This window comes from Pseudomonas putida S13.1.2 (assembly GCF_000498395.2).
GTDB classification, from domain to species: domain Bacteria; phylum Pseudomonadota; class Gammaproteobacteria; order Pseudomonadales; family Pseudomonadaceae; genus Aquipseudomonas; species Aquipseudomonas putida_Q.
In genome coordinates this window covers 3,815,954-3,835,210 of record NZ_CP010979.1, presented here as the reverse complement: position 1 = coordinate 3,835,210, position 19,257 = coordinate 3,815,954, and the positions used below count along the sequence as shown (strand labels likewise).

The 19,257-nt window shown below is 64.8% G+C and carries 16 protein-coding genes; 10 read left to right on the top strand and 6 right to left on the bottom strand.

The features are described from left to right. Window positions 1–7: 7 nt before the first annotated feature. Entirely contained in the window at window positions 8–1,207 is a 1,200-nt protein-coding gene (locus N805_RS16935; RefSeq protein WP_019473617.1) for a CaiB/BaiF CoA transferase family protein, read from the bottom strand. A gap of 131 nt (window positions 1,208–1,338) precedes the next feature. On the opposite strand from N805_RS16935, the gene N805_RS16930 reads away from it, so the two are divergent. The 3 genes from N805_RS16930 (at window position 1,339) to N805_RS16920 (ending at window position 4,935) form a co-directional block, all read left to right on the top strand. Beyond that, window positions 1,339–1,881, top strand: coding sequence for a YaeQ family protein (locus N805_RS16930; protein ID WP_016485154.1), 543 nt, complete (start codon window positions 1,339–1,341; stop codon window positions 1,879–1,881). Between the two features lie 8 nt (window positions 1,882–1,889). After that, window positions 1,890–3,599, top strand: a complete 1,710-nt coding sequence (gene recJ / locus N805_RS16925) for a single-stranded-DNA-specific exonuclease RecJ (RefSeq protein ID WP_019473618.1) — start codon at window positions 1,890–1,892, stop codon at window positions 3,597–3,599. Window positions 3,600–3,828: 229 nt separating this feature from the next. Further along, window positions 3,829–4,935: an NADH:flavin oxidoreductase/NADH oxidase gene (locus N805_RS16920; protein WP_019473619.1), complete on the top strand. Its 1,107-nt coding sequence runs from the start codon at window positions 3,829–3,831 to the stop codon at window positions 4,933–4,935. A gap of 294 nt (window positions 4,936–5,229) precedes the next feature. Here N805_RS16920 and N805_RS16915 read toward each other — a convergent pair whose 3' ends face one another. From N805_RS16915 to ydcS, 5 genes are all read right to left on the bottom strand, one after another. After that, entirely contained in the window at window positions 5,230–6,654 is a 1,425-nt protein-coding gene (locus N805_RS16915) for a gamma-aminobutyraldehyde dehydrogenase (protein ID WP_019473620.1), read from the bottom strand. Window positions 6,655–6,670: 16 nt separating this feature from the next. Beyond that, complete coding sequence (locus N805_RS16910) at window positions 6,671–7,477, bottom strand: ABC transporter permease (RefSeq protein WP_019473621.1); 807 nt, start codon at window positions 7,475–7,477, stop codon at window positions 6,671–6,673. Continuing rightward, window positions 7,467–8,378, bottom strand: coding sequence for an ABC transporter permease (locus tag N805_RS16905; protein WP_019473622.1), 912 nt, complete (start codon window positions 8,376–8,378; stop codon window positions 7,467–7,469). The genes N805_RS16910 and N805_RS16905 overlap by 11 nt, the downstream gene beginning before the upstream one ends. 1 nt (window position 8,379) lies before the next feature. Further along, entirely contained in the window at window positions 8,380–9,411 is a 1,032-nt protein-coding gene (locus N805_RS16900; protein ID WP_019473623.1) for an ABC transporter ATP-binding protein, read from the bottom strand. Between the two features lie 147 nt (window positions 9,412–9,558). Continuing rightward, entirely contained in the window at window positions 9,559–10,710 is a 1,152-nt protein-coding gene (gene ydcS / locus N805_RS16895; RefSeq protein WP_019473624.1) for a putative ABC transporter substrate-binding protein YdcS, read from the bottom strand. A 216-nt stretch (window positions 10,711–10,926) separates the two neighbouring features. Here ydcS and N805_RS16890 point away from each other — a divergent pair, with 216 nt between their 5' ends. The 7 genes from N805_RS16890 to wspF all read left to right on the top strand — a co-directional run bounded on the left by N805_RS16890 (window position 10,927) and on the right by wspF (window position 19,206). Next, window positions 10,927–11,610 carry a tellurite resistance TerB family protein gene (locus tag N805_RS16890; RefSeq protein ID WP_019473625.1) on the top strand — a complete coding sequence of 228 codons (684 nt, stop codon included), beginning with the start codon at window positions 10,927–10,929 and terminating at the stop codon, window positions 11,608–11,610. Between the two features lie 221 nt (window positions 11,611–11,831). Continuing rightward, window positions 11,832–13,454 (top strand): methyl-accepting chemotaxis protein, encoded by a 1,623-nt coding sequence (locus N805_RS16885; RefSeq protein WP_019473626.1) that lies wholly within the window; start codon window positions 11,832–11,834, stop codon window positions 13,452–13,454. 5 nt (window positions 13,455–13,459) lie between these two features. Beyond that, the gene (locus tag N805_RS16880) at window positions 13,460–13,966 is read left to right on the top strand and encodes a chemotaxis protein CheW (protein ID WP_019473627.1); all 507 of its coding nucleotides are present in this window, start codon (window positions 13,460–13,462) and stop codon (window positions 13,964–13,966) included. After that, complete coding sequence (locus N805_RS16875) at window positions 13,963–15,237, top strand: CheR family methyltransferase (RefSeq protein ID WP_019473628.1); 1,275 nt, start codon at window positions 13,963–13,965, stop codon at window positions 15,235–15,237. The genes N805_RS16880 and N805_RS16875 overlap by 4 nt, the downstream gene beginning before the upstream one ends. Further along, on the top strand, window positions 15,234–15,899 hold the full coding sequence (locus tag N805_RS16870) for a chemotaxis protein CheW (RefSeq protein ID WP_019473629.1): 666 nt from the start codon (window positions 15,234–15,236) through the stop codon (window positions 15,897–15,899). The genes N805_RS16875 and N805_RS16870 overlap by 4 nt, the downstream gene beginning before the upstream one ends. After that, on the top strand, window positions 15,896–18,196 hold the full coding sequence (locus N805_RS16865; RefSeq protein WP_019473630.1) for a hybrid sensor histidine kinase/response regulator: 2,301 nt from the start codon (window positions 15,896–15,898) through the stop codon (window positions 18,194–18,196). Before N805_RS16870 ends, N805_RS16865 begins: the two co-directional genes overlap by 4 nt. Then, window positions 18,193–19,206: a Wsp signal transduction system protein-glutamate methylesterase WspF gene (gene wspF, locus N805_RS16860; protein ID WP_019473631.1), complete on the top strand. Its 1,014-nt coding sequence runs from the start codon at window positions 18,193–18,195 to the stop codon at window positions 19,204–19,206. Before N805_RS16865 ends, wspF begins: the two co-directional genes overlap by 4 nt. Window positions 19,207–19,257 lie beyond the last annotated feature (51 nt).

The following is a 19,257-nucleotide window of genomic DNA, read 5'->3' as shown; positions in this document are numbered from 1 at the left end:
CCAGGCGTCAGACCGCGCCGGCTTCGCGCAGGCCGGCAATGGCCGCTGCGTCGTAGCCCAGGCGGGTGAGCAATGCCTCGGTGTGTTCGCCCAGCGCCGGGCCGACCCATTCGGTGGAGCCAGGTGTATCCGACAGCTTGGGCACGATGCCCGGCATGCGGAACGGCTTGCCGTCCGGCAGCTTGGCCTGCAGGAACATTTCCCGCGCCAGGTACTGCGGGTCATTGAACATGTCCTCGGCCGAATAGATACGGCTGGCCGGTACTTCGGCCGTGGTCAGTACCTGCATCAGTTGCTCAAGAGGCAGGCTGTTGGCCCAGCGGTCGATCACCCCGTACAGCTCGTCACGGCGCAGGTCGCGGCCATCGTTGCTGGCCAGGGCCGGGTCGTCTGCCAGGTCGGCACGGCCGATGGCCTGCATGAAGCGCTTGAAGATGGCATCGCCGTTGGCGCCGATCTGCACGTGCTTGCCGTCGGCGCTGGTGTGGATGGAGGAGGGGGTGATACCCGGCATGATGTTGCCGGTGCGCTCGCGGATAAAACCGAACACATCGAACTCCGGGACCATGCTTTCCATCATGGCGAAGATCGCCTCGTACAGCGCCACGTCCACCACCTGGCCCTGGCCGCCATTGACCTCGCGGTGGCGCAGCGCCATCAGCGCACCGATCACCCCCCACAGGGCGGCAATCGAGTCACCGATGGAAATGCCCGTGCGCACCGGCGGGCGGTCGTCGAAGCCGGTGATGTAGCGCAAACCGCCCATCGATTCGCCCACGGCGCCGAAGCCCGGTTGGTCTTTCATCGGCCCGGTCTGGCCAAAGCCCGAGAGGCGCACCATCACCAGGCGCGGGTTAAGCGCATGCAGCACATCCCAGCCCAGGCCGAGTTTTTCCAGCACGCCCGGGCGGAAGTTCTCGATCAGGATGTCGGCGTCGGCCAGCAGGCGCTTCAGAATCTCGAGGCCTTCGGGGTGCTTGAGGTTGAGGGTGAGCGATTGCTTGTTGCGCGCCTGCACGAACCACCACAGCGAAGTGCCCTCATACAGCTTGCGCCACTTGCGCAACGGGTCGCCGCCGTCGGGGGATTCGACCTTGATCACCTCGGCGCCGAATTCGGCGCAGATGCGCGAGGCGAACGGCCCGGCAATCAGGGTGCCGAGTTCGACAACTTTGAGGCCGGCGAGGGGTTTGCTGGGCGTCGACATGGGGCATCCGTGGCAGCTGGGCAGAGCCGTGGTTTTATCACACGTCGGTTTCGCCGGGTACTGCTGCGGCGCATGGAGGGAGCGGATGGGTTAGACTGTGCCACTTTTCTTTTGCACGAAGCCCGTCGACCATGGCCCAGCCGTCCACCACCTACAAGTTCGAATTGAATCTGACCGACCTTGACCGCAATGTCTACGAAAGCGTCAAGCAGACCATTGCTCGCCACCCTTCGGAAACCGAAGAGCGTATGGCGGTTCGTCTGTTGGCGTATGCGCTCTGGTACAACGAGAACTTGTCGTTTGGCCGCGGTCTGTCGGATGTCGATGAGCCGGCGCTGTGGGAAAAGAGCCTGGACGATCGTGTGTTGCACTGGATCGAAGTAGGCCAGCCGGACGCCGACCGCCTGACCTGGTGCTCGCGCCGCACCGAACGCACCAGCCTGCTGGCCTATGGCAGCCTGCGCGTGTGGGAGGGCAAGGTGGTGGGCGCGGTCAAGAACCTGAAAAACCTGAACATCGCTGCCGTGCCTCAGGAGGTGCTGGAGACGCTGGCTACCGACATGCCGCGCAGCATCAAGTGGGACGTGATGATCAGTGAAGGTACGGTGTTCGTGACCGATGACCGTGGCCAGCACGAGGTGCAACTGCAGTGGCTGCTCGGTGAGCGTGGCTGAAGCGACCCATGCGCATCGAACCTCGCCCCCTGCCGCCGACCCTGCCATTTCTGGGTAACCTGCCACCCTTGTTGACCCGTCTGTACGCCGCGCGCGGCGTACAGTGCGAGGCCGAACTGGACAAAAGCCTGGCGCGCCTGCTGCCCTACCAGCAACTCAAGGGCATCGAGGCCGGTGTCGACCTGCTGGTCGAGGCGCTGGACCAGCGCCAGCGCATTCTTATCGTTGGCGACTTCGATGCCGATGGCGCCACCGCCAGCACCGTCGGGGTGCTGGGCCTGCGCCTGATGGGTGCAGCCCACGTCGATTACCTGGTGCCCAACCGCTTCGAATACGGCTATGGCCTGACCCCGGAAATCGTCGAGGTGGCGCTGCAGCGTCAGCCGCAACTGCTGATCACCGTGGACAACGGCATTTCCAGCGTCGAGGGTGTGGCGGCAGCCAAGGCCGCCGGGCTCAAGGTGCTGGTCACCGACCACCACCTGCCGGGCCAGCAATTGCCCGACGCCGACGCCATCATCAACCCTAACCAGCCGGGCTGTACGTTCCCGAGCAAGGCGCTGGCCGGGGTAGGGGTGATCTTCTACGTGCTGATGGCCCTGCGCGCGCGCCTGCGCAGCCTGGGGCGCTACGAGACGCAACCACAGCCCAACATCGGCGAACTGCTCGACCTGGTTGCGTTGGGCAGCGTCGCCGACGTGGTGCCGCTGGACGCCAACAACCGCATCCTGGTGCACCAGGGCCTCGAGCGCATCCGCGCCGGCCGCGCCCGGCCAGGGCTGAAGGCGATTCTCGAAGTGGCCCGCCGCGATCACCGGCGCATCACCTCGACTGACCTTGGTTTTATCCTCGGCCCACGGCTGAACGCCGCTGGCCGCCTGGACGACATGAGCCTGGGCATCGAATGCCTGTTGTGCGAAGACGCGGCGCTGGCCCAGGACATGGCCCAGCAGCTGGACGATTTGAATCAGGACCGCAAGTCCATCGAGCAGGGCATGCAGCGCGAGGCCCTGGCCCAGCTCAAGGACCTGCCGGTCGAGTCGATGCCGTATGGACTGTGCCTGTTCGATGCCGACTGGCACCAGGGTGTAATCGGTATTCTGGCTTCGCGCCTTAAAGAGCGTTATCACCGGCCAACCATCGCCTTCGCGGATGCCGGCGAGGGCATGCTCAAAGGCTCGGCGCGCTCGGTGCCGGGCTTCCACATCCGCGATGCGCTGGATGCCGTGGCGGCGCGTCACCCGCAACTGATCAGCAAGTTCGGCGGCCACGCCATGGCGGCGGGGTTATCGTTGCCCGAGGGTAATTTCCCGGCCTTTGCCCAGGCGTTCGACGAAGAAGTGCGGCGCCAGCTGCGTGAGGAAGACCTGACAGGCCGGCTGTTGTCCGATGGCAGCCTGGCCGTGGAGGAATTCCACCTCGACCTGGCCAAGGCCCTGCGCCACGCCGGGCCCTGGGGCCAGCATTTCCCCGAGCCGCTGTTCCACGGCGTGTTCCAGCTGGTGGAGCAGCGCGTGGTGGGCGAGCGGCACCTGAAGGTGGTGCTCAAGAGCGAGTGTGGTGCGGTGCGCCTGGATGGTATTGCCTTCGGCGTCGACCGCGAAGTGTGGCCGAACCCGACGGTGCGCTGGGTCGAACTGGCGTACAAGCTGGATGTGAACGAGTTTCGTGGCAACGAAAGCGTGCAGTTGATGATTGCCCACATGGAGCCGCGCTGACGGGTTCGCTGGGCTTGCCTTGATTTGTTTGGTGTGGCGGAAATCGAGCGCCGCCCGCGCGGCGCTCGATCTCAAAGACGACATCGCTCTCAAGGCAGGCACCCAAATCCCATGGAACCTCCCCCCCACCCATTCTGGTCTAGTCTGAAGTTATGACCGGACCTGGGCCAGGGACGTGCAATTGAGTGTCCGGGCCGGATCACCATTGGAGTCCTTGGGAGGTGCCCTCATGAGCCTGCTGCTCGAGCCTTACACCCTGCGTCAGCTGACCTTGCCCAACCGCATCGCGGTATCGCCGATGTGCCAGTATTCCGCCATCGATGGCCTGGCCAACGACTGGCACCTTGTCCATTTGGGCAGCCGTGCTGTGGGTGGCGCCGGTCTGGTGATCACGGAAGCCGTGGCAGTTACCGCCGATGGCCGCATCACCGCCGAAGACCTGGGCCTGTGGGACGACGCCCAGATCGCGCCGCTGCAACGCATCACCCGTTTCATCACCGCCCAGGGCGCCGTGCCGGGCATACAGTTGGCGCACGCCGGGCGCAAGGCCAGTACCTATCGCCCATGGCTGGGCAAACAGGGCAGTGTGAAGCTTGAAGAGGGAGGCTGGCAGCCAGTAGGCCCATCGAAGATCGCCTTCGACCCGCAACACACACCGCCACACGAGCTGACCCCGAACGAGATCCAGGGCGTGATCGCGGCCTTTGTCGCCGCGACCGAACGCGCCTTGAAGGCCGGTTTCAAGGTAGTCGAAATACACGCCGCCCATGGCTACCTGCTGCACCAGTTCCTGTCACCACTGAGCAACCAGCGCCGTGACGAGTACGGTAGTTGCTTCGAAAACCGTATCCGTCTGACCTTGCAGGTGGTCGAGGCCGTGCGCACGGTCTGGCCTGCCGAATTGCCGCTGTTGGTGCGGGTTTCGGCAACCGATTGGGTCGAGGACGGCTGGAACCCGGATGAAACCGTCGAACTGGCCCGCCGCTTGCGAGGGTTGGGTGTGGACCTGATCGATGTGTCCTCTGGCGGTACCTCGATAAACGCCGAGATCCCCACCGGCCCCGGCTACCAGACCCGCTTCGCCGAACGCGTGCGCAAGGAATCGGAAATTGCCACCGGCACCGTGGGCATGATCACTGAACCGGCCCAGGCCGAGCACATCCTGCGCACCGGCCAGGCCGACCTCATCTTCCTCGCCCGCGAGCTGTTGCGTGACCCGTACTGGCCACTGCACGCCGACGACGACCTGGGCGGCAACAAGGCCACCTGGCCTGCGCAATACCAACGCGCGACCAGCCGCGCCAACCCGATTCACGAGTCCGATCTGCGCGACTGACCCAACCCTTGCGCGGTCCCTGTAGGAGCGGCCTTGTGTCGCGATGGGCTGCGAAGCGGCCCCAGATTTTCAGCTCCGCCGCTGACAATGCTGGGGCCGCTTCGCAGCCCATCGCGACGCAAGGCCGCTCCTACAATGACCGTGTCGGCAGCTCGAATCAGTTATAGGCAGCCTTGCTGAGGATATCGCTGACCCGTTGTTTGATGCTCTTTTCACACGTCTCAAGTCGATCTCGGTTGAAGGAAATTTCTGAGATTTTGACCGAGGGGCAGTCAACACCCTCGGTCAGAGCACTTAATGCTTGATCATCACATGCCGCACGCAGGTGTAGTCCTCCAGCCCATACATCGACATATCCTTCCCATACCCCGAATGCTTCTGCCCGCCATGGGGCATTTCGCTGACCAGCATGAAGTGGGTATTCACCCAGGTGCAGCCATACTGCAAGCGCGCCGCCAGGCGATGGGCGCGGCCGGTGTCGCGGGTCCAGACCGATGAGGCCAGGCCGTAGTTGGAGTCGTTGGCCCATTCCAGCGCCTGGGCTTCGTCATTGAAGCGGGTGACCGATACCACAGGGCCGAACACTTCGTTGCGTACGATCTCGTCGTCCTGCAGCGCGTCGGCCAGCACGGTCGGCTCGAAGTAAAAACCATCGCCATCAATTGCCTTGCCCCCCGTCACCAGGCGGATGTGCGGTTGAGCGATGGCCCGCTCCACCAGCCCGGCGACCTTGTCGCGATGCTGGGCACTGATCAGCGGCCCCAGCTCGGTGTCCTCAGCCTCCTGCAACCCAGGCTTGAGGCTGGCTACGGCTTCACCCAGGCGCTCGACAAAGCGCTCGTAGATTCCGGCCTGCACGTACAGGCGACAGGCTGCGGTGCAGTCCTGGCCGGCGTTGTAGAAGCCGAAGGTGCGGATGCCGTCGATGGCGGCGTCGATGTCGGCATCGTCGAACACCAGCACAGGGGCCTTGCCGCCCAGCTCCATGTGCATGCGTTTCACGCTGTCGGCGGTGGCGCTGATGATGTGCGCGCCAGTGGGTATGGAGCCTGTCAGCGACACCATGCGCACCTTGGGATGGTTGACCAGCGGGTTGCCGACGGTCTGGCCGCGGCCAAACAGAATGTTCAGCACGCCCGGCGGCAGCAGGTCCTGGGCCAGTTCACCCAGGCGCAAGGCAGTCAGCGGGGTCAGTTCGGAGGGTTTGATCACCACCGTGTTGCCGGCTGCCAGGGCCGGGGCGATCTTCCACGCCAACATCATCAGCGGATAGTTCCACGGCGCGATGGAGGCAACCACACCCAATGGGTCGCGGCGGATCATCGAGGTGTGGCCCGGCAGGTACTCGCCCGCGGCCAAGCCGCCCAGGCAGCGCGCCGCGCCGGCAAAGTAGCGGAACACATCGGCAATCGCCGGGATTTCATCGTTCAGCGCGGCGCTCAGGGGCTTGCCGCAGTTCTGCGATTCCAGCCGGGCCAGCTCATCGCCATGGGCTTCGATGGCATCCGCCAGCGCCAGCAAGGTTTGCGAGCGGTCCTTGGGGCTGGTTTGCGACCAGCTGTCGAAGGCCTGGTCGGCGGCGCGCACGGCGCTGTCCACCTGGGCTTCGGTGGCTTCGTTGATCTGCGCCAGGGCGGTTCCCAGCGCGGGGTTGAGCACGGTCCAGGCCGGGCCTTGGCCGGCGATCAGTTGGCCATTGATCAGCATCTGCGTTTGCATCGGGGCTCCTCCAGGGTCATTTGCCACTGCCCGCGACGCTTTCGCCGCCACGGGTCAGGTAATAGGCGCCAAGGATTGGCAGCATGGTCACCAGCATCACCAGCATGGCGACCACGTTGGTCACCGGCACGTCGCGCGGGCGGCTCAGCTGGTTGAGCAGCCAGATCGGCAGGGTGCGTTCGTGGCCGGCGGTGAAGGTGGTGACGATGATTTCATCGAACGACAGCGCAAAAGCCAGCATGCCGCCGGCCAGCAGCGCCGAGCCGAGGTTGGGCAGGATGATGTAGCGGAAGGTCTGCCAGCCATCGGCGCCCAGGTCCATCGACGCTTCGATCAGGCTTTGCGAGGTGCGCCGCAGGCGGGCGATCACATTGTTGTAGACGATCACCACGCAGAACGTGGCGTGGCCGACCACGATGGTGAACACCCCGGGCTCTATCCCCAGGGACTTGAATGCCGAGAGCAGGGCGATGCCGGTGATGATGCCGGGCAGGGCGATGGGCAGGATCAGCATCAACGAAATGCTCTCTTTGCCGAAGAAGCTGCGCCGATACAATGCGACTGACGCCAGTGTGCCGAGCACCAGGGCAATCAGCGTGGCCAGGCAGGCCACCTGCAGCGACAGCTTGATCGCCTCCAGCACATCGGGGCGGGCGAAGGCCACGCCAATCCACTTCAGGGTGAAGCCCTTGGGTGGGAAGCTGAATGCCGCGTCTTCGGTGTTGAAGGCGTACAAGAAGATGATCAGGATCGGGAAGTGCAGGAACAGCAGCCCGCCCCAAGCCGCCAGTCGCAGCCCTATTGAAGCTTTTTCAGAGTGCATCGAAGGCCCCCAGGCGCTTGACGATGGACAGGTACACCGCAATCAGCACGATGGGCACCAGGGTGAACGCGGCGGCCATCGGCATGTTGCCGATCGCCCCTTGCTGGGCATAGACCATGCTGCCGATGAAGTACCCGGGTGGGCCGACCAGTTGCGGCACGATGAAGTCACCCAGGGTGAGCGAGAAGGTAAAGATGGAGCCGGCGGCGATGCCCGGGATCGACAGCGGCAAGATCACCTGCACGAAGGTTTGCCCAGGCCGTGCGCCAAGGTCTGCCGAGGCTTGCAGCAGCGAAGGCGGCAGGCGCTCCAGCGCGGCCTGTATCGGCAGGATCATGAACGGCAGCCAGATGTACACGAACACCATGAAGCGCCCCAGCTGGGAAGTCGACAGCGTGCTGCCGCCCACGCCCGGCACCGCCAGCACCGCTTGCAGCAGGCCGTCCAGGTGCAACTGCTGGACGAACCACTGGGCCACGCCGCCCTTGGCCAGCAGCAGGGTCCAGGCATAAGTCTTGACGATATAGCTGGCCCACATCGGCATCATTACCGCTATGTAGAAAAACGCCTTGGTCTTGCCGCTGGTGTAGCGCGCCATGTAATAGGCGATGGGGAAGGCCAGTACCGCGCTGGCCAACGACACCGCCACCGCCATGCCCAGGGTGCGCAGGATGATGTCGAAGTTCGATGGGTTGAACAGCGCGGCGAAGTTGCCCAGGGTCAGGTCCGGGGTCACCGCCATGGTGAAGTCGTCGAAGGTATAGAAGCCTTGCCACAGCAGGTTCAGCAACGAACCCAGGTAGATTGCGCCGAACCAGGTCAGCGGGGGTACCAGCAGCAGTGCCAGGTACAGGTTGGGCCGCCGGTACAGCAGGTTGGCCAGGCTGCGCAGTGTGCTCATCTCAGCGGGCCTCGGTTTCCTGCAACACGGTCATGGCCTCGCGGGGCCAGTGTGCCTGCACCCGTTGCCCGGGCTGCCAGGGGTGGGCCTGCGCTTGCCAGCGGTCGTTGGCCTGGCTTACCGCCAACAGCTGGCCGCTGTCCAGTTGCAACTCGAAGCGGGTGGCGCTGCCCTGGTACTGGATATCGCGCAACAGGCCGCTTACCTGCACTTCGTGGCTGGTGACCACAAGGTCGCCCAGGCGGATGTGCTCGGGGCGGATGGAGAAGGGCGCCGGGCTACCGTTGAGCTGCATGGCCAGTTCGCCACGCACCACGTTGGAAGTGCCGACGAATTCAGCGACGAAAGTGGTGGCGGGCTTCATGTACAGATTGCGCGGGGTGTCGACCTGTTCGATACGGCCGCGGTTGAACACCGCGACCCGGTCGGACATCGACAGGGCCTCGGTCTGGTCGTGGGTGACGAAGATGAAGGTGATGCCCAGCTGGCGTTGCAGCTTTTTCAGCTCGCCCTGCATCTGTTCGCGCAACTTCAGGTCCAGCGCGCCCAGTGGTTCATCCAGCAGCAATACCCGTGGCCGGTTGACCAGGGCACGGGCCAGGGCCACACGCTGGCGCTGGCCGCCGGACAGCTGCGCCGGCTTGCGCGCGCCATATTCGGCCAGGGCCACCATGGCCAGGGCTTCTTCGGCGCGGCTGTGGCGTTCGGCCTTTGCCACGCCCTTTACCTTCAGGCCGTAGGCGATGTTGTCCAGCACGTTCATGTGCGGGAACAGGGCGTAGTCCTGGAACACGGTGTTGACGTCGCGCTGGTAGGGCGGCACGCCAGCGGCTTCGGCACCGTGGATGCGGATCGAACCACTCGTGGGTTGCTCGAAGCCGGCGATCAGCCGCAGGCAGGTGGTCTTGCCCGAACCCGAAGGGCCGAGCATGGAGAAGAACTCGCCATCGATGATGTCGATACTGACCTGGTCGACCGCCTTGACCTCGCCGAAGGTGCGGGAAACCTGGGTGAACTGGACGGCTAGGGGCATAGGCAGTACTCAGTTGTCTATGTATTGCCTGCCCTGGCCCTATCGCCGGCAAGCCAGCTCCCACAAGTCATGCGCAAGGCTGGGGCCTGTGCAGACCCTGTGGGAGCTGGCTTGCCGGCGATAGGGCCAGGGCAGGCCAAGTAACTTTTAGCGCCCACCCATGATCGCAATGTAGTCCTGGGTCCAGCGGCTATACGGCACAAACTTGCCCCCCTGGGCCTGCGGGGTTTTCCAGAAGGCAATCTTGTCGAAATTGTCGAAACCGTTGGTCTTGCACCCCTCGGCGCCCAACAGTTCGCTGCCGGTGCACGCCGCCGGCACCGCCGGTAAGGAGCCGAACCAGGCTGCTACATCACCTTGCACCTTCGGCTGCAATGACCAGTCCATCCACTTGTAGGCGCAGTTGGGGTGCTTGGCCTCGCTGTGCAGCATGGTGGTGTCGGCCCAGCCGGTTGCGCCTTCCTTGGGAATGGTCGAGGCCACCGGCTGGTTCTCGGCCTTCAGGCCATTGACCATGTAGCCCCAGGAACTGGAGGCGACCACGCCTTCGTTCTTCACGTCGCTCATCTGCACTGTGGCGTCATGCCAGTAACGGTGGATCAGCGGTTGCTGCTGGCGCAGCAGTTCCAGCACGGCCTTGTATTGCTCCTCGTTCAGCTCGTAAGGGTCCTTGATACCCAGTTCGGGCTTGGTCGACTTCAGGTACAGCGCTGCGTCGGCGATGTAGATCGGCCCGTCATAGGCCTGCACACGGCCCTTGTTCGGCTTGCCGTCGGGCAAGTTCTGCGGCTCGAACACCACACCCCAGCTGGTAGGGGCCTGCTTGAAGGTATTGGTGTTGTACAGCAGCACGTTCGGCCCCCACTGATAAGGGGTGCCGTATACCTGCTTGTCGACCACGTACCAGCCACCGTTCTGCAGGCGCGGGTCGATGTTCTTCCAGTTGGGGATCAGGGCGGTGTTGATCGGCTGCACGCGCTTGCCCGCAATCAGCCGCAGCGAGGCATCGCCCGAGGCGGTGACCAGGTCATAACCGCCCTTGGTCATCAGGCTGACCATCTCGTCGGAGGTGGCGGCAGTCTTTACACTGACCTTGCAGCCGGTTTCCTTCTCGAAACCGGTCACCCAGTCGTAGGCCTTGTCGCTTTCACCGCGCTCGATGTAGCCGGGCCAGGCAACGATATCCAGGCGCCCCTCGCCAGGCCCCAGGGCCTTGGGCGGTTCGGCAGCCTGCAGGCTGGCGCTGGCCAGCACGGCGCCAGTCATGGCGCCGAGCAATGCGGTCTTGTGCACTGACATGGTGTTCCCTCTTTTTGCAGATCTTGTTCGGGGCAGTCATCAAGCAAGCCGTGAAGCAATCGTTATAAGCGTAGAGCGGTCGCGCGACGTATTGGCGATATCGAGTCTAGTTGGCTTTTTGCCAGCCAATGCAACATCCGGAAGCAAATCCAGCATGGCGTGTGCTGCGCCAAGCCTTACTCTGGCGGTTGAATCTTCTTGCGTGGAGACACACGAATGAACACCCGGGGCTTGCTTGATCAACTCCTCAAATCCGGCCAGCAAATGCTCGAAAAACAGGGGGGCGCCAACAAGTCCGGCAGCGCTGCCGGTGGCCTTGGCGGGCTGTTGTCCGGCGCAGGTGGCGGCCTGTTGGGTGGCGGCGCTCTGGGCTTGTTGCTGGGCAGCAAGAAGGCCCGAAAGTACGGCGGCAAAGCCCTGACCTATGGCGGCCTGGCCGCGCTGGGGGTGCTGGCCTACAAAGCCTACGGCAACTGGCAGGCCAACCAGCGGGGGGCCGCCGCCGAACCGCAAACCGTCGACCGCCTGCCGCCTGCCCAGGCCGAGCAGCACAGCCAGGCGGTGCTGCGAGCGCTGGTGGCGGCGGCCAAGTCCGATGGCCATATCGACGAGCGGGAGCGGGCGCTGATCGAGGGCGAGTTCACCCGCCTGGACAGCGATCGCGAACTGCAGCACTGGCTGCATGCCGAGCTGAACAAACCGCTGGACCCGGCTGAGGTGGCCCGCGCCGCGCAAACGCCAGAAATGGCCGCCGAGATGTACCTGGCCAGCGTGATGATGGTCGACCAGGAAAACTTCATGGAGCGTTCTTACCTGGACGAACTGGCCCGCCAGCTGCGTCTGGACCCAGCCCTGCGCCAGGAGCTGGAAAGCCAGGTACGGCTTGCTGCTGGCCAATAACTGGGAGCTGCGTTAGCCCATCGCCGGCAAGCCAGCTCCCACAGGGTTATCATGATACCTGTGGGAGCGGGCGTGCCCGCGAAGGGCTGCACAGCAGCCCCTGTGACATGTCCATCAGCAGCGATGCCTGTTTACCCCTCACTTCACCCGCAAATCTGTAAGGCCTCTGGGCTATACTTCAGCGATTTTTCCCGCTCGTTGTGAATTCCTGAGGGCTGAATGTGAAGAACTGGACCTTGCGCCAACGGATCCTGGCAAGTTTCGCCGTGATCATCGCCATCATGCTGCTGATGATCGTGGCCGCCTACTCGCGGTTGGTGGCCATCGAAACCGCCGAGGAGGCAGTGGGGACCGACAGCATTCCCGGGGTCTACTACAGCTCGATGATCCGCAGCGCCTGGGTCGACAGCTACGTCACCAGCCAGCAACTGGTGGGCCTGTCCAACCACCGTGAAATCACGTCGGCCGACATGGAGCTGTTCAAAAGCTTCGAAGACCGGCTCAAGCAACACATGGCCAGCTACCAGTCCACCATCCAGGACAAGGACGACCAGACCCGCTTCGACAACTTCGTGCAGCAGGAAGAGAGCTACATGAAGATCGTCGGTCAGGTGCTGGACACTTACCGTCAGCACAACTATGCCGAAGCCGAACGGCTGATCATCGAGGTGCTGACGCCGGCCTGGGTAGATGGCCGCAAGCACCTGAATGAAGTGATCGAGCACAATCGGGCGTCTGCCGACTCCGCCACCAACGAGATCGTCAGCGCCGTCAGCACGGCCAAGGGCAGCATGGTGGTATCGCTGCTGCTGGCAATCGTCGCCGCCGGCATCTGCGGCCTGCTGCTGATGCGTGCCATTACCGCTCCCATGCAGCGTATTGTGCATGCCCTCGACAAGCTGCGTTCAGGCGACCTGAGCATGCGCCTGAGCCTGGACCGCAAGGACGAGTTCGGCGCCATCGAAAGCGGCTTCAACGAAATGGCCGAGGCACTGGCCAACCTGGTGGCCCAGGCCCAGCGCTCGTCGGTGCAGGTGACCACGTCGGTTACCGAAATTGCCGCCACGTCCAAGCAACAGCAGGCCACCGCCACCGAAACGGCCGCCACCACCACCGAAATCGGCGCCACCTCGCGGGAAATCGCCGCCACCTCGCGTGATCTGGTGCGTACCATGACCGAAGTCACCTCCGCCGCTGATCAGGCTTCCAGCCTGGCCGGCTCCGGCCAGCAGGGGCTGGCACGCATGGAGGAGACCATGCACCAGGTGATGGGCGCTGCCGACCTGGTCAACGCCAAGCTCGGTATCCTCAACGAAAAGGCCAGCAACATCACCCAGATGGTGGTGACCATCGTCAAGGTGGCCGACCAGACCAACCTGCTGTCGCTCAACGCCGCCATCGAAGCGGAAAAGGCCGGCGAGTATGGCCGTGGCTTTGCCGTAGTGGCCACCGAAGTGCGCCGCCTGGCCGACCAGACCGCCGTGGCCACCTACGACATCGAGCAGATGGTGCGCGAAATCCAGTCGGCGGTGTCGGCCGGCGTCATGGGCATGGACAAGTTCTCTGAAGAAGTGCGCCGCGGCATGTTCGAGGTGCAGCAGGTGGGCGAGCAGCTCAGCCAGATCATTCATCAGGTGCAGGCCTTGGCGCCGCGCGTACTGATGGTCAACGAAGGCATGCAGGCCCAGGCCACCGGTGCCGAGCAGATCAACCAGGCGCTGGCCCAACTCAGCGATGCCAGTACCCAGACCGTCGAGTCGCTGCGCCAGGCCAGTTTTGCCATCGATGAACTGAGCCAGGTGGCCGCCGGCCTGCGTGGCGGCGTGTCGCGCTTCAAAGTCTGACTGCGATGAACGACTTGCCACTGCGCGCCGCACCCGCGCACAACGTCAAGGGCGCGTTGTACCTGCAGTTTCGCCTCAGGGAGCAGCGCTTTGCCCTGAGCGTGCACGAGGTGATCGAGGTGCTGCCGCGCCAGCCGCTCAAGCCGATTGCCCAGGCACCTGCCTGGGTCGCGGGCATCCTCGCCCATCGCGGCCAACTGGTCCCGGTGATCGACCTTGCTGCGCTGAGTTTTGGCCAACCCGCGGCGCAGCGCACCAGTACCCGCCTGGTGCTGGTGCACTACCGTGGCAGCCTGCAGCTTGGCCTGATTCTGGAACAGGCCACCGAAACCCTGCGTTGCCAACCGGACGAATTCCAGCCTTATGGGGTGGATACAGGCCAAGCGCCTTACCTGGGCCCGGTGCGCCAGGATGCTCTGGGCCTGCTGCAGCGCATCGAAGTCAATGACCTGCTGACCGACGCCGTGCACCAATTGCTGTACACGCAAGACCCGACAGGGATGCCTACATGAACGAACAGCGTTTTTTCCGCTTCTTGCGTGAGCGTATTGGCCTGGACGTGGAGTCGGTGGGCGCGCCCATGGTCGAACGCGCGCTGCGCCAGCGTTGCGTGGCCATGGGCGCGATCGACCTGGACGACTACTGGCTGCGCCTGCAGCAGTCGACGGATGAGCAGCAGGCGCTGATTGAAGCGGTGATCGTCCCGGAGACCTGGTTTTTCCGATACCCCGACTCGTTCACAGCGCTGGCCAGCCTGGCCCACAAACGCCAGGCCCACCTGGCGGGCGCGCGCCCGCTGCGATTGCTCAGCCTGCCTTGCTCGACCGGCGAGGAACCTTATTCGCTGGCCATGGCCTTGCTCGACGCCGGCATGGCGCCGGGTGCATTCCTGATTGATGGCATGGACATCAGCCCCAGCTCGGTCGCCAAGGCCGGGCAGGCTGTGTATGGCCGCAATGCCTTCCGTGGCAGCGAACTGGGCTTTCGCGAGCGCTATTTCGATGCGCTGGACGAAGGCCACCGCCTGCATGAGCGGGTACGCCAGCAGGTCAGCCTGCAAGTGGGCAATGTGCTTGACCCGGCGTTGGCCAGCCGCGATGGCCTGTACGACTTCGTGTTCTGTCGCAATCTGTTGATCTATTTCGACGTGCCTACCCAACAGCGTGTGTTCGAAGTGCTCAAGCGCCTGCTGCATCCACAGGGTGTGCTGTTCATCGGCCCGGCCGAAGGCAGTTTGTTGGCACGCCTGGGCATGCGTCCGCTGGGGATCGCCCAGTCGTTTGCCTACGTGCGCCAGGAGGGCGACAGCGCCCCGTTGCCGGCGGCACCCGCCCAGCCTGCGCAGCGTACGCTGGCGACTTTACGCACACCAGGTTATCCGCCGCCCAGCGTGCCGGTGCCGCGCCCGCTGCGTGTGCTGCCGGTGGCGGCCAGGCCAGCGCCAGCCCGCCAGCACAAGCACGAGGGCGCCAGCGAGTTGCTGGCCAGCATTGCCCGGCTGGCCAATGCCGGCGCCAGCGAGCAGGCGCGTGGCGAATGCCAGCGGTACCTGGGCCAGTATCCGCCGTCGGCGCAGGTGTACTACTGGCTGGGGCTGCTCAGCGATACCGAGGGCGATGCGCAGCAGGCGCTCACCCACTATCGCAAGGCCTTGTACCTGGAGCCACAGCACCCTGAGGCGCTGGTGCACCTGGCCGCCTTGCTGGCGGCCCAGGGCGACCTGGCCGGCGCCCGGCGCCTGCAGGATCGTGCGGCGCGGGCTGGCCGGGAGCCTGAACGATGAACAGTGATTCGACGATGCAGTTGCTGGCCGAGGATGACGCGCACATCGACGACTGCTGGAACCGTATTGGCGTGCACGGTGACAAGCAGTGCCCGCTGCTGGAGCGGCATGTGCATTGCCGCAATTGCGAGGTGTATGCCGCTGCGGCCACACGGCTGCTCGACCGCTACGCGCTGATGCAGGACCACCAGGCTGCAGCGGTACAGCCGGTCGAGGAAAACACCGGCCGCTCCATGTTGCTTTTCCGCCTGGGCGAAGAGTGGCTGGCGCTGGCCACCGCCAGCCTGGCCGAAATCGCCCCGTTGCAGGCTGTGCATTCGCTGCCGCACCAGCGCTCGCGGCTGCTGCAGGGGGTTGCCAATGTGCGCGGTGCGTTGGTGCCGTGCCTGTCACTGGCTGACTTGCTGGGTGTGCAGGCCGGCACCGTCGAGCAACGTGGCGGTCGGGCCATGCCACGCATGCTGATTCTGGCGGCCGAGGGAGGGCCGGTAGTGATGGCCGTTGAGGAAATCGACGGTATTCACCGGCTAGACCCACTGCTGCTGGGCAGCGGCCAGGACGCCACGCGCTTTACCGCCGCAGTCCTGCAGTGGCGCGGCCGCAGCGTGCGGGTGCTGGACGATCAACACTTACTGTCTGCCGTGCAGCGGAGCCTGTCATGACCCCAGAGCAAATGCGCGACGCATCGTTGCTCGAACTGTTCAGCCTGGAGGCCGAGGCGCAGACCCAGGTGCTCAGTGCCGGGCTGATGGCACTGGAGCGCAACCCCACCCAGGCCGACCAGCTTGAGGCGTGCATGCGTGCCGCTCACTCACTCAAGGGGGCAGCGCGCATCGTCGGGGTGGATGCTGGCGTCAGTGTCGCCCACGTCATGGAAGATTGCCTGGTGGCGGCCCAGGAAGGCCGCCTGCGGCTCACCGCCGAGCACATCGACGCGCTGTTGCAGGGCACCGACCTGCTGATGCGTATCGCCACGCCAGGCGATGCCGGGGCGCAGGCGACCTTGCCGGTGTTTCTTGCGCAGATGGCCAGCCTGCTCGACCCGGGTGCAGCCGTGCCTGCGCAGCCGTTGGCTGCACCCGTGGTACCACAGCCGCCGCTGGCTACCTTGCCGCCTGCACCACTGGTATTGCCAACCGAACCGCCGGAACCAGAGCCCGAGCCCGAGCCGATTCTGCAGCGCAAGGCTGGCAAGCGCGCTGGCGAAGGTGCCGAGCGGGTATTGCGGGTTACCGCCGACCGCCTCAATAGCCTGCTCGACCTGTCCAGCAAGTCGCTGGTGGAAACCCAGCGGCTCAAGCCTTACCTGGCCACCCTGCAGCGCCTCAAGCGCATGCACGGCCAAGGCATGCAGGCGCTCGACGGCTTGCGCATGCAGCTGGAGGACAGCGGCCAGAGCAGCGAGGTGCTCGAGGCCCTGGCGCAAACCCAACGTCTGCTGGCCGAAACCCAGCAGATCCTGCAGCAGCAGGCGGCCGACCTGGATGAGTTCGGCTGGCAGGCCAGCCAGCGTGCGCAGTTGCTGTATGACACGGCGCTGGCTTGCCGTATGCGGCCGTTTGCCGACGTGCTGACCGGGCAGAGCCGTATGGTCCGCGACCTGGGCCGTTCGCTGGGCAAGCCGGTGCGGTTGGTGGTGGAAGGGGAGAAGACCCAGGTCGATCGCGATGTGCTGGAAAAGCTCGAAGCACCGCTGACCCACCTGTTGCGCAATGCCGTCGACCACGGGATCGAACTGCCCGAGCGGCGCCTGCTGGCGGGCAAGCCGGACGAGGGTGTGATCCGCCTGCGGGCGTCGCACCAGGCCGGCATGCTCAGCCTGGAGCTGATCGACGATGGCGCCGGTATCGACCTTGAGCGCCTGCGCAGCAGCATCGTCGAGCGTGCCCTGTCGCCCGCCGACACAGTGGCGCGAATGAGCGATGCGGAGTTGCTGACGTTCCTGTTCCTGCCTGGCTTCAGCCTGCGCGACAAGGTCACCGAGGTGTCCGGGCGCGGTGTGGGGCTGGATGCGGTGCAGCACATGGTCCGCGAGCTGCGCGGCTCGATAGAGCTGACCCAGATGGCGGGGCAGGGCTGTCGCTTTCACCTGCAGGTGCCGCTGACCCTGTCGGTGGTGCGCAGCCTGGTTGTCGAGGTGGGCGGTGAGGCCTACGCCTTCCCGCTGGCCCATATCGAGCGCACGCTGGAAGTGACCGCCGAGCAGATCGTACAGATTGAAGGGCGTCAGCACTTCTGGCATGAAGGCCGGCATATCGGCCTGGTGGCGGCCAGCCAGTTGCTCAACCGCCCGGCCGGGCAAAGCGATGAAGCCAGCCTGCGGGTGGTGGTGATCCGCGAGCGTGAGCAACTGTACGGCGTGGCCGTGGAGCGTCTGGTGGGCGAGCGGGTGCTGGTGGTGATGCCACTCGACCCGCGGCTTGGCAAGGTGCAGGACATTTCCTCGGGCGCCTTGCTCGATGACGGCTCGGTGGTGCTGATCGTCGATGTCGAAGATTTGCTGCGCTCGGTGGAAAAACTGCTCAGCACCGGCAGCCTGGAACGCGTCGAGCGCGGTAGCAGCGGTGCCCGCGGCGTGGCCCGTAAACGCATTCTGGTGGTCGACGATTCGCTGACCGTGCGCGAGCTGCAACGTAAGCTGCTGGGCAACCGCGGCTACGACGTGGCGGTGGCGGTAGATGGCATGGATGGCTGGAACGCCCTGCGCAGCGAGGATTTCGACCTGCTGATCACCGACATCGACATGCCGCGCATGGACGGCATCGAGCTGGTGACCTTGGTACGCCGCGACCAGCGCATGCAATCGCTGCCGGTAATGGTGGTGTCCTATAAAGACCGTGAGGAAGACCGACGGCGTGGCCTGGATGCAGGCGCCGACTACTATTTGGCAAAGGCCAGTTTCCACGACGATGCGTTGCTGGAGGCTGTAGTCGAGCTGATCGGGGGGGCTCAAGGATGAAGATCGCCATCGTCAATGACATGCCTATGGCCGTCGAGGCGCTACGCCGTGCGGTCGCCCTGGAGCCTGCACACCAGGTGGTGTGGGTGGCCAGCAATGGCGCCGAGGCGGTGCAGCGTTGCGCCGAGCAACTGCCAGACCTGATCCTGATGGACCTGATCATGCCGGTGATGGACGGTGTGGAGGCCACCCGGCGGATCATGGCCGAAACCCCGTGCGCCATCGTCATCGTCACGGTGGACCGCCAACAGAACGTGCACCGCGTGTTCGAGGCCATGGGCCACGGCGCCCTGGACGTGGTCGACACCCCCGCGCTGGGCGCTGGCGACCCCCGCGAAGCAGCGGCACCGCTGCTGCGCAAGATCCTCAATATCGGCTGGTTGGTCGGCCAGCAGCGCAGCCCAGCCGCCAGGCCGGTTGCCGCGCCGTTGCGCGAGGCTTCGCAGCGTCGCGGGCTGGTGGCGATCGGCTCGTCGGCGGGTGGCCCGGCGGCGCTCGAAGTGCTGCTCAAGGGTTTGCCCGCAGCGTTCCCGGCAGCCATCGTGTTGGTCCAGCATGTGGACCAGGTGTTTGCCGCCGGGATGGCCGAATGGCTCAGCAGCGCAGCAGGCCTGCCGGTGCGCCTGGCCCGCGAAGGCGAGCCGCCGCAGCCGGGCCAGGTGTTGCTGGCAGGCACCAACCACCACATTCGCCTGCTACAGAATGGCCAACTGGCCTACACTGCCGAGCCTGTCAATGAAATCTACCGGCCATCGATCGACGTGTTCTTCGAAAGCGTGGCACGTTACTGGAATGGCGATGCGGTAGGCGTGCTACTCACCGGCATGGGCCGCGACGGCGCCCAGGGCCTGAAGCTGATGCGTCAGCAGGGCTTTCTGACCATTGCCCAGGACCAGGCCAGCAGTGCGGTGTACGGCATGCCCAAGGCCGCTGCGGCCATTGATGCTGCGGTGGAAATTCGCCCGCTGGAACGCATCGCCGGGCGCTTGATGGACTTTTTCGCAAAATGACGAAATGTATTGAATCACGCCGCCACGCCGGCAGTGATCGGGTGAACAGGT

Coding starts and splice junctions, on each gene's coding strand:
- N805_RS16935 (WP_019473617.1), bottom strand. CDS start 1,207: ATGTCGACGCCCAGCAAACCCCTCGCCGGCCTCAAAGTTGTCGAACTC.
- N805_RS16930 (WP_016485154.1), top strand. CDS start 1,339: ATGGCCCAGCCGTCCACCACCTACAAGTTCGAATTGAATCTGACCGAC.
- recJ (WP_019473618.1), top strand. CDS start 1,890: ATGCGCATCGAACCTCGCCCCCTGCCGCCGACCCTGCCATTTCTGGGT.
- N805_RS16920 (WP_019473619.1), top strand. CDS start 3,829: ATGAGCCTGCTGCTCGAGCCTTACACCCTGCGTCAGCTGACCTTGCCC.
- N805_RS16915 (WP_019473620.1), bottom strand. CDS start 6,654: ATGCAAACGCAGATGCTGATCAATGGCCAACTGATCGCCGGCCAAGGC.
- N805_RS16910 (WP_019473621.1), bottom strand. CDS start 7,477: ATGCACTCTGAAAAAGCTTCAATAGGGCTGCGACTGGCGGCTTGGGGC.
- N805_RS16905 (WP_019473622.1), bottom strand. CDS start 8,378: ATGAGCACACTGCGCAGCCTGGCCAACCTGCTGTACCGGCGGCCCAAC.
- N805_RS16900 (WP_019473623.1), bottom strand. CDS start 9,411: ATGCCCCTAGCCGTCCAGTTCACCCAGGTTTCCCGCACCTTCGGCGAG.
- ydcS (WP_019473624.1), bottom strand. CDS start 10,710: ATGTCAGTGCACAAGACCGCATTGCTCGGCGCCATGACTGGCGCCGTG.
- N805_RS16890 (WP_019473625.1), top strand. CDS start 10,927: ATGAACACCCGGGGCTTGCTTGATCAACTCCTCAAATCCGGCCAGCAA.
- N805_RS16880 (WP_019473627.1), top strand. CDS start 13,460: ATGAACGACTTGCCACTGCGCGCCGCACCCGCGCACAACGTCAAGGGC.
- N805_RS16875 (WP_019473628.1), top strand. CDS start 13,963: ATGAACGAACAGCGTTTTTTCCGCTTCTTGCGTGAGCGTATTGGCCTG.
- N805_RS16870 (WP_019473629.1), top strand. CDS start 15,234: ATGAACAGTGATTCGACGATGCAGTTGCTGGCCGAGGATGACGCGCAC.
- N805_RS16865 (WP_019473630.1), top strand. CDS start 15,896: ATGACCCCAGAGCAAATGCGCGACGCATCGTTGCTCGAACTGTTCAGC.
- wspF (WP_019473631.1), top strand. CDS start 18,193: ATGAAGATCGCCATCGTCAATGACATGCCTATGGCCGTCGAGGCGCTA.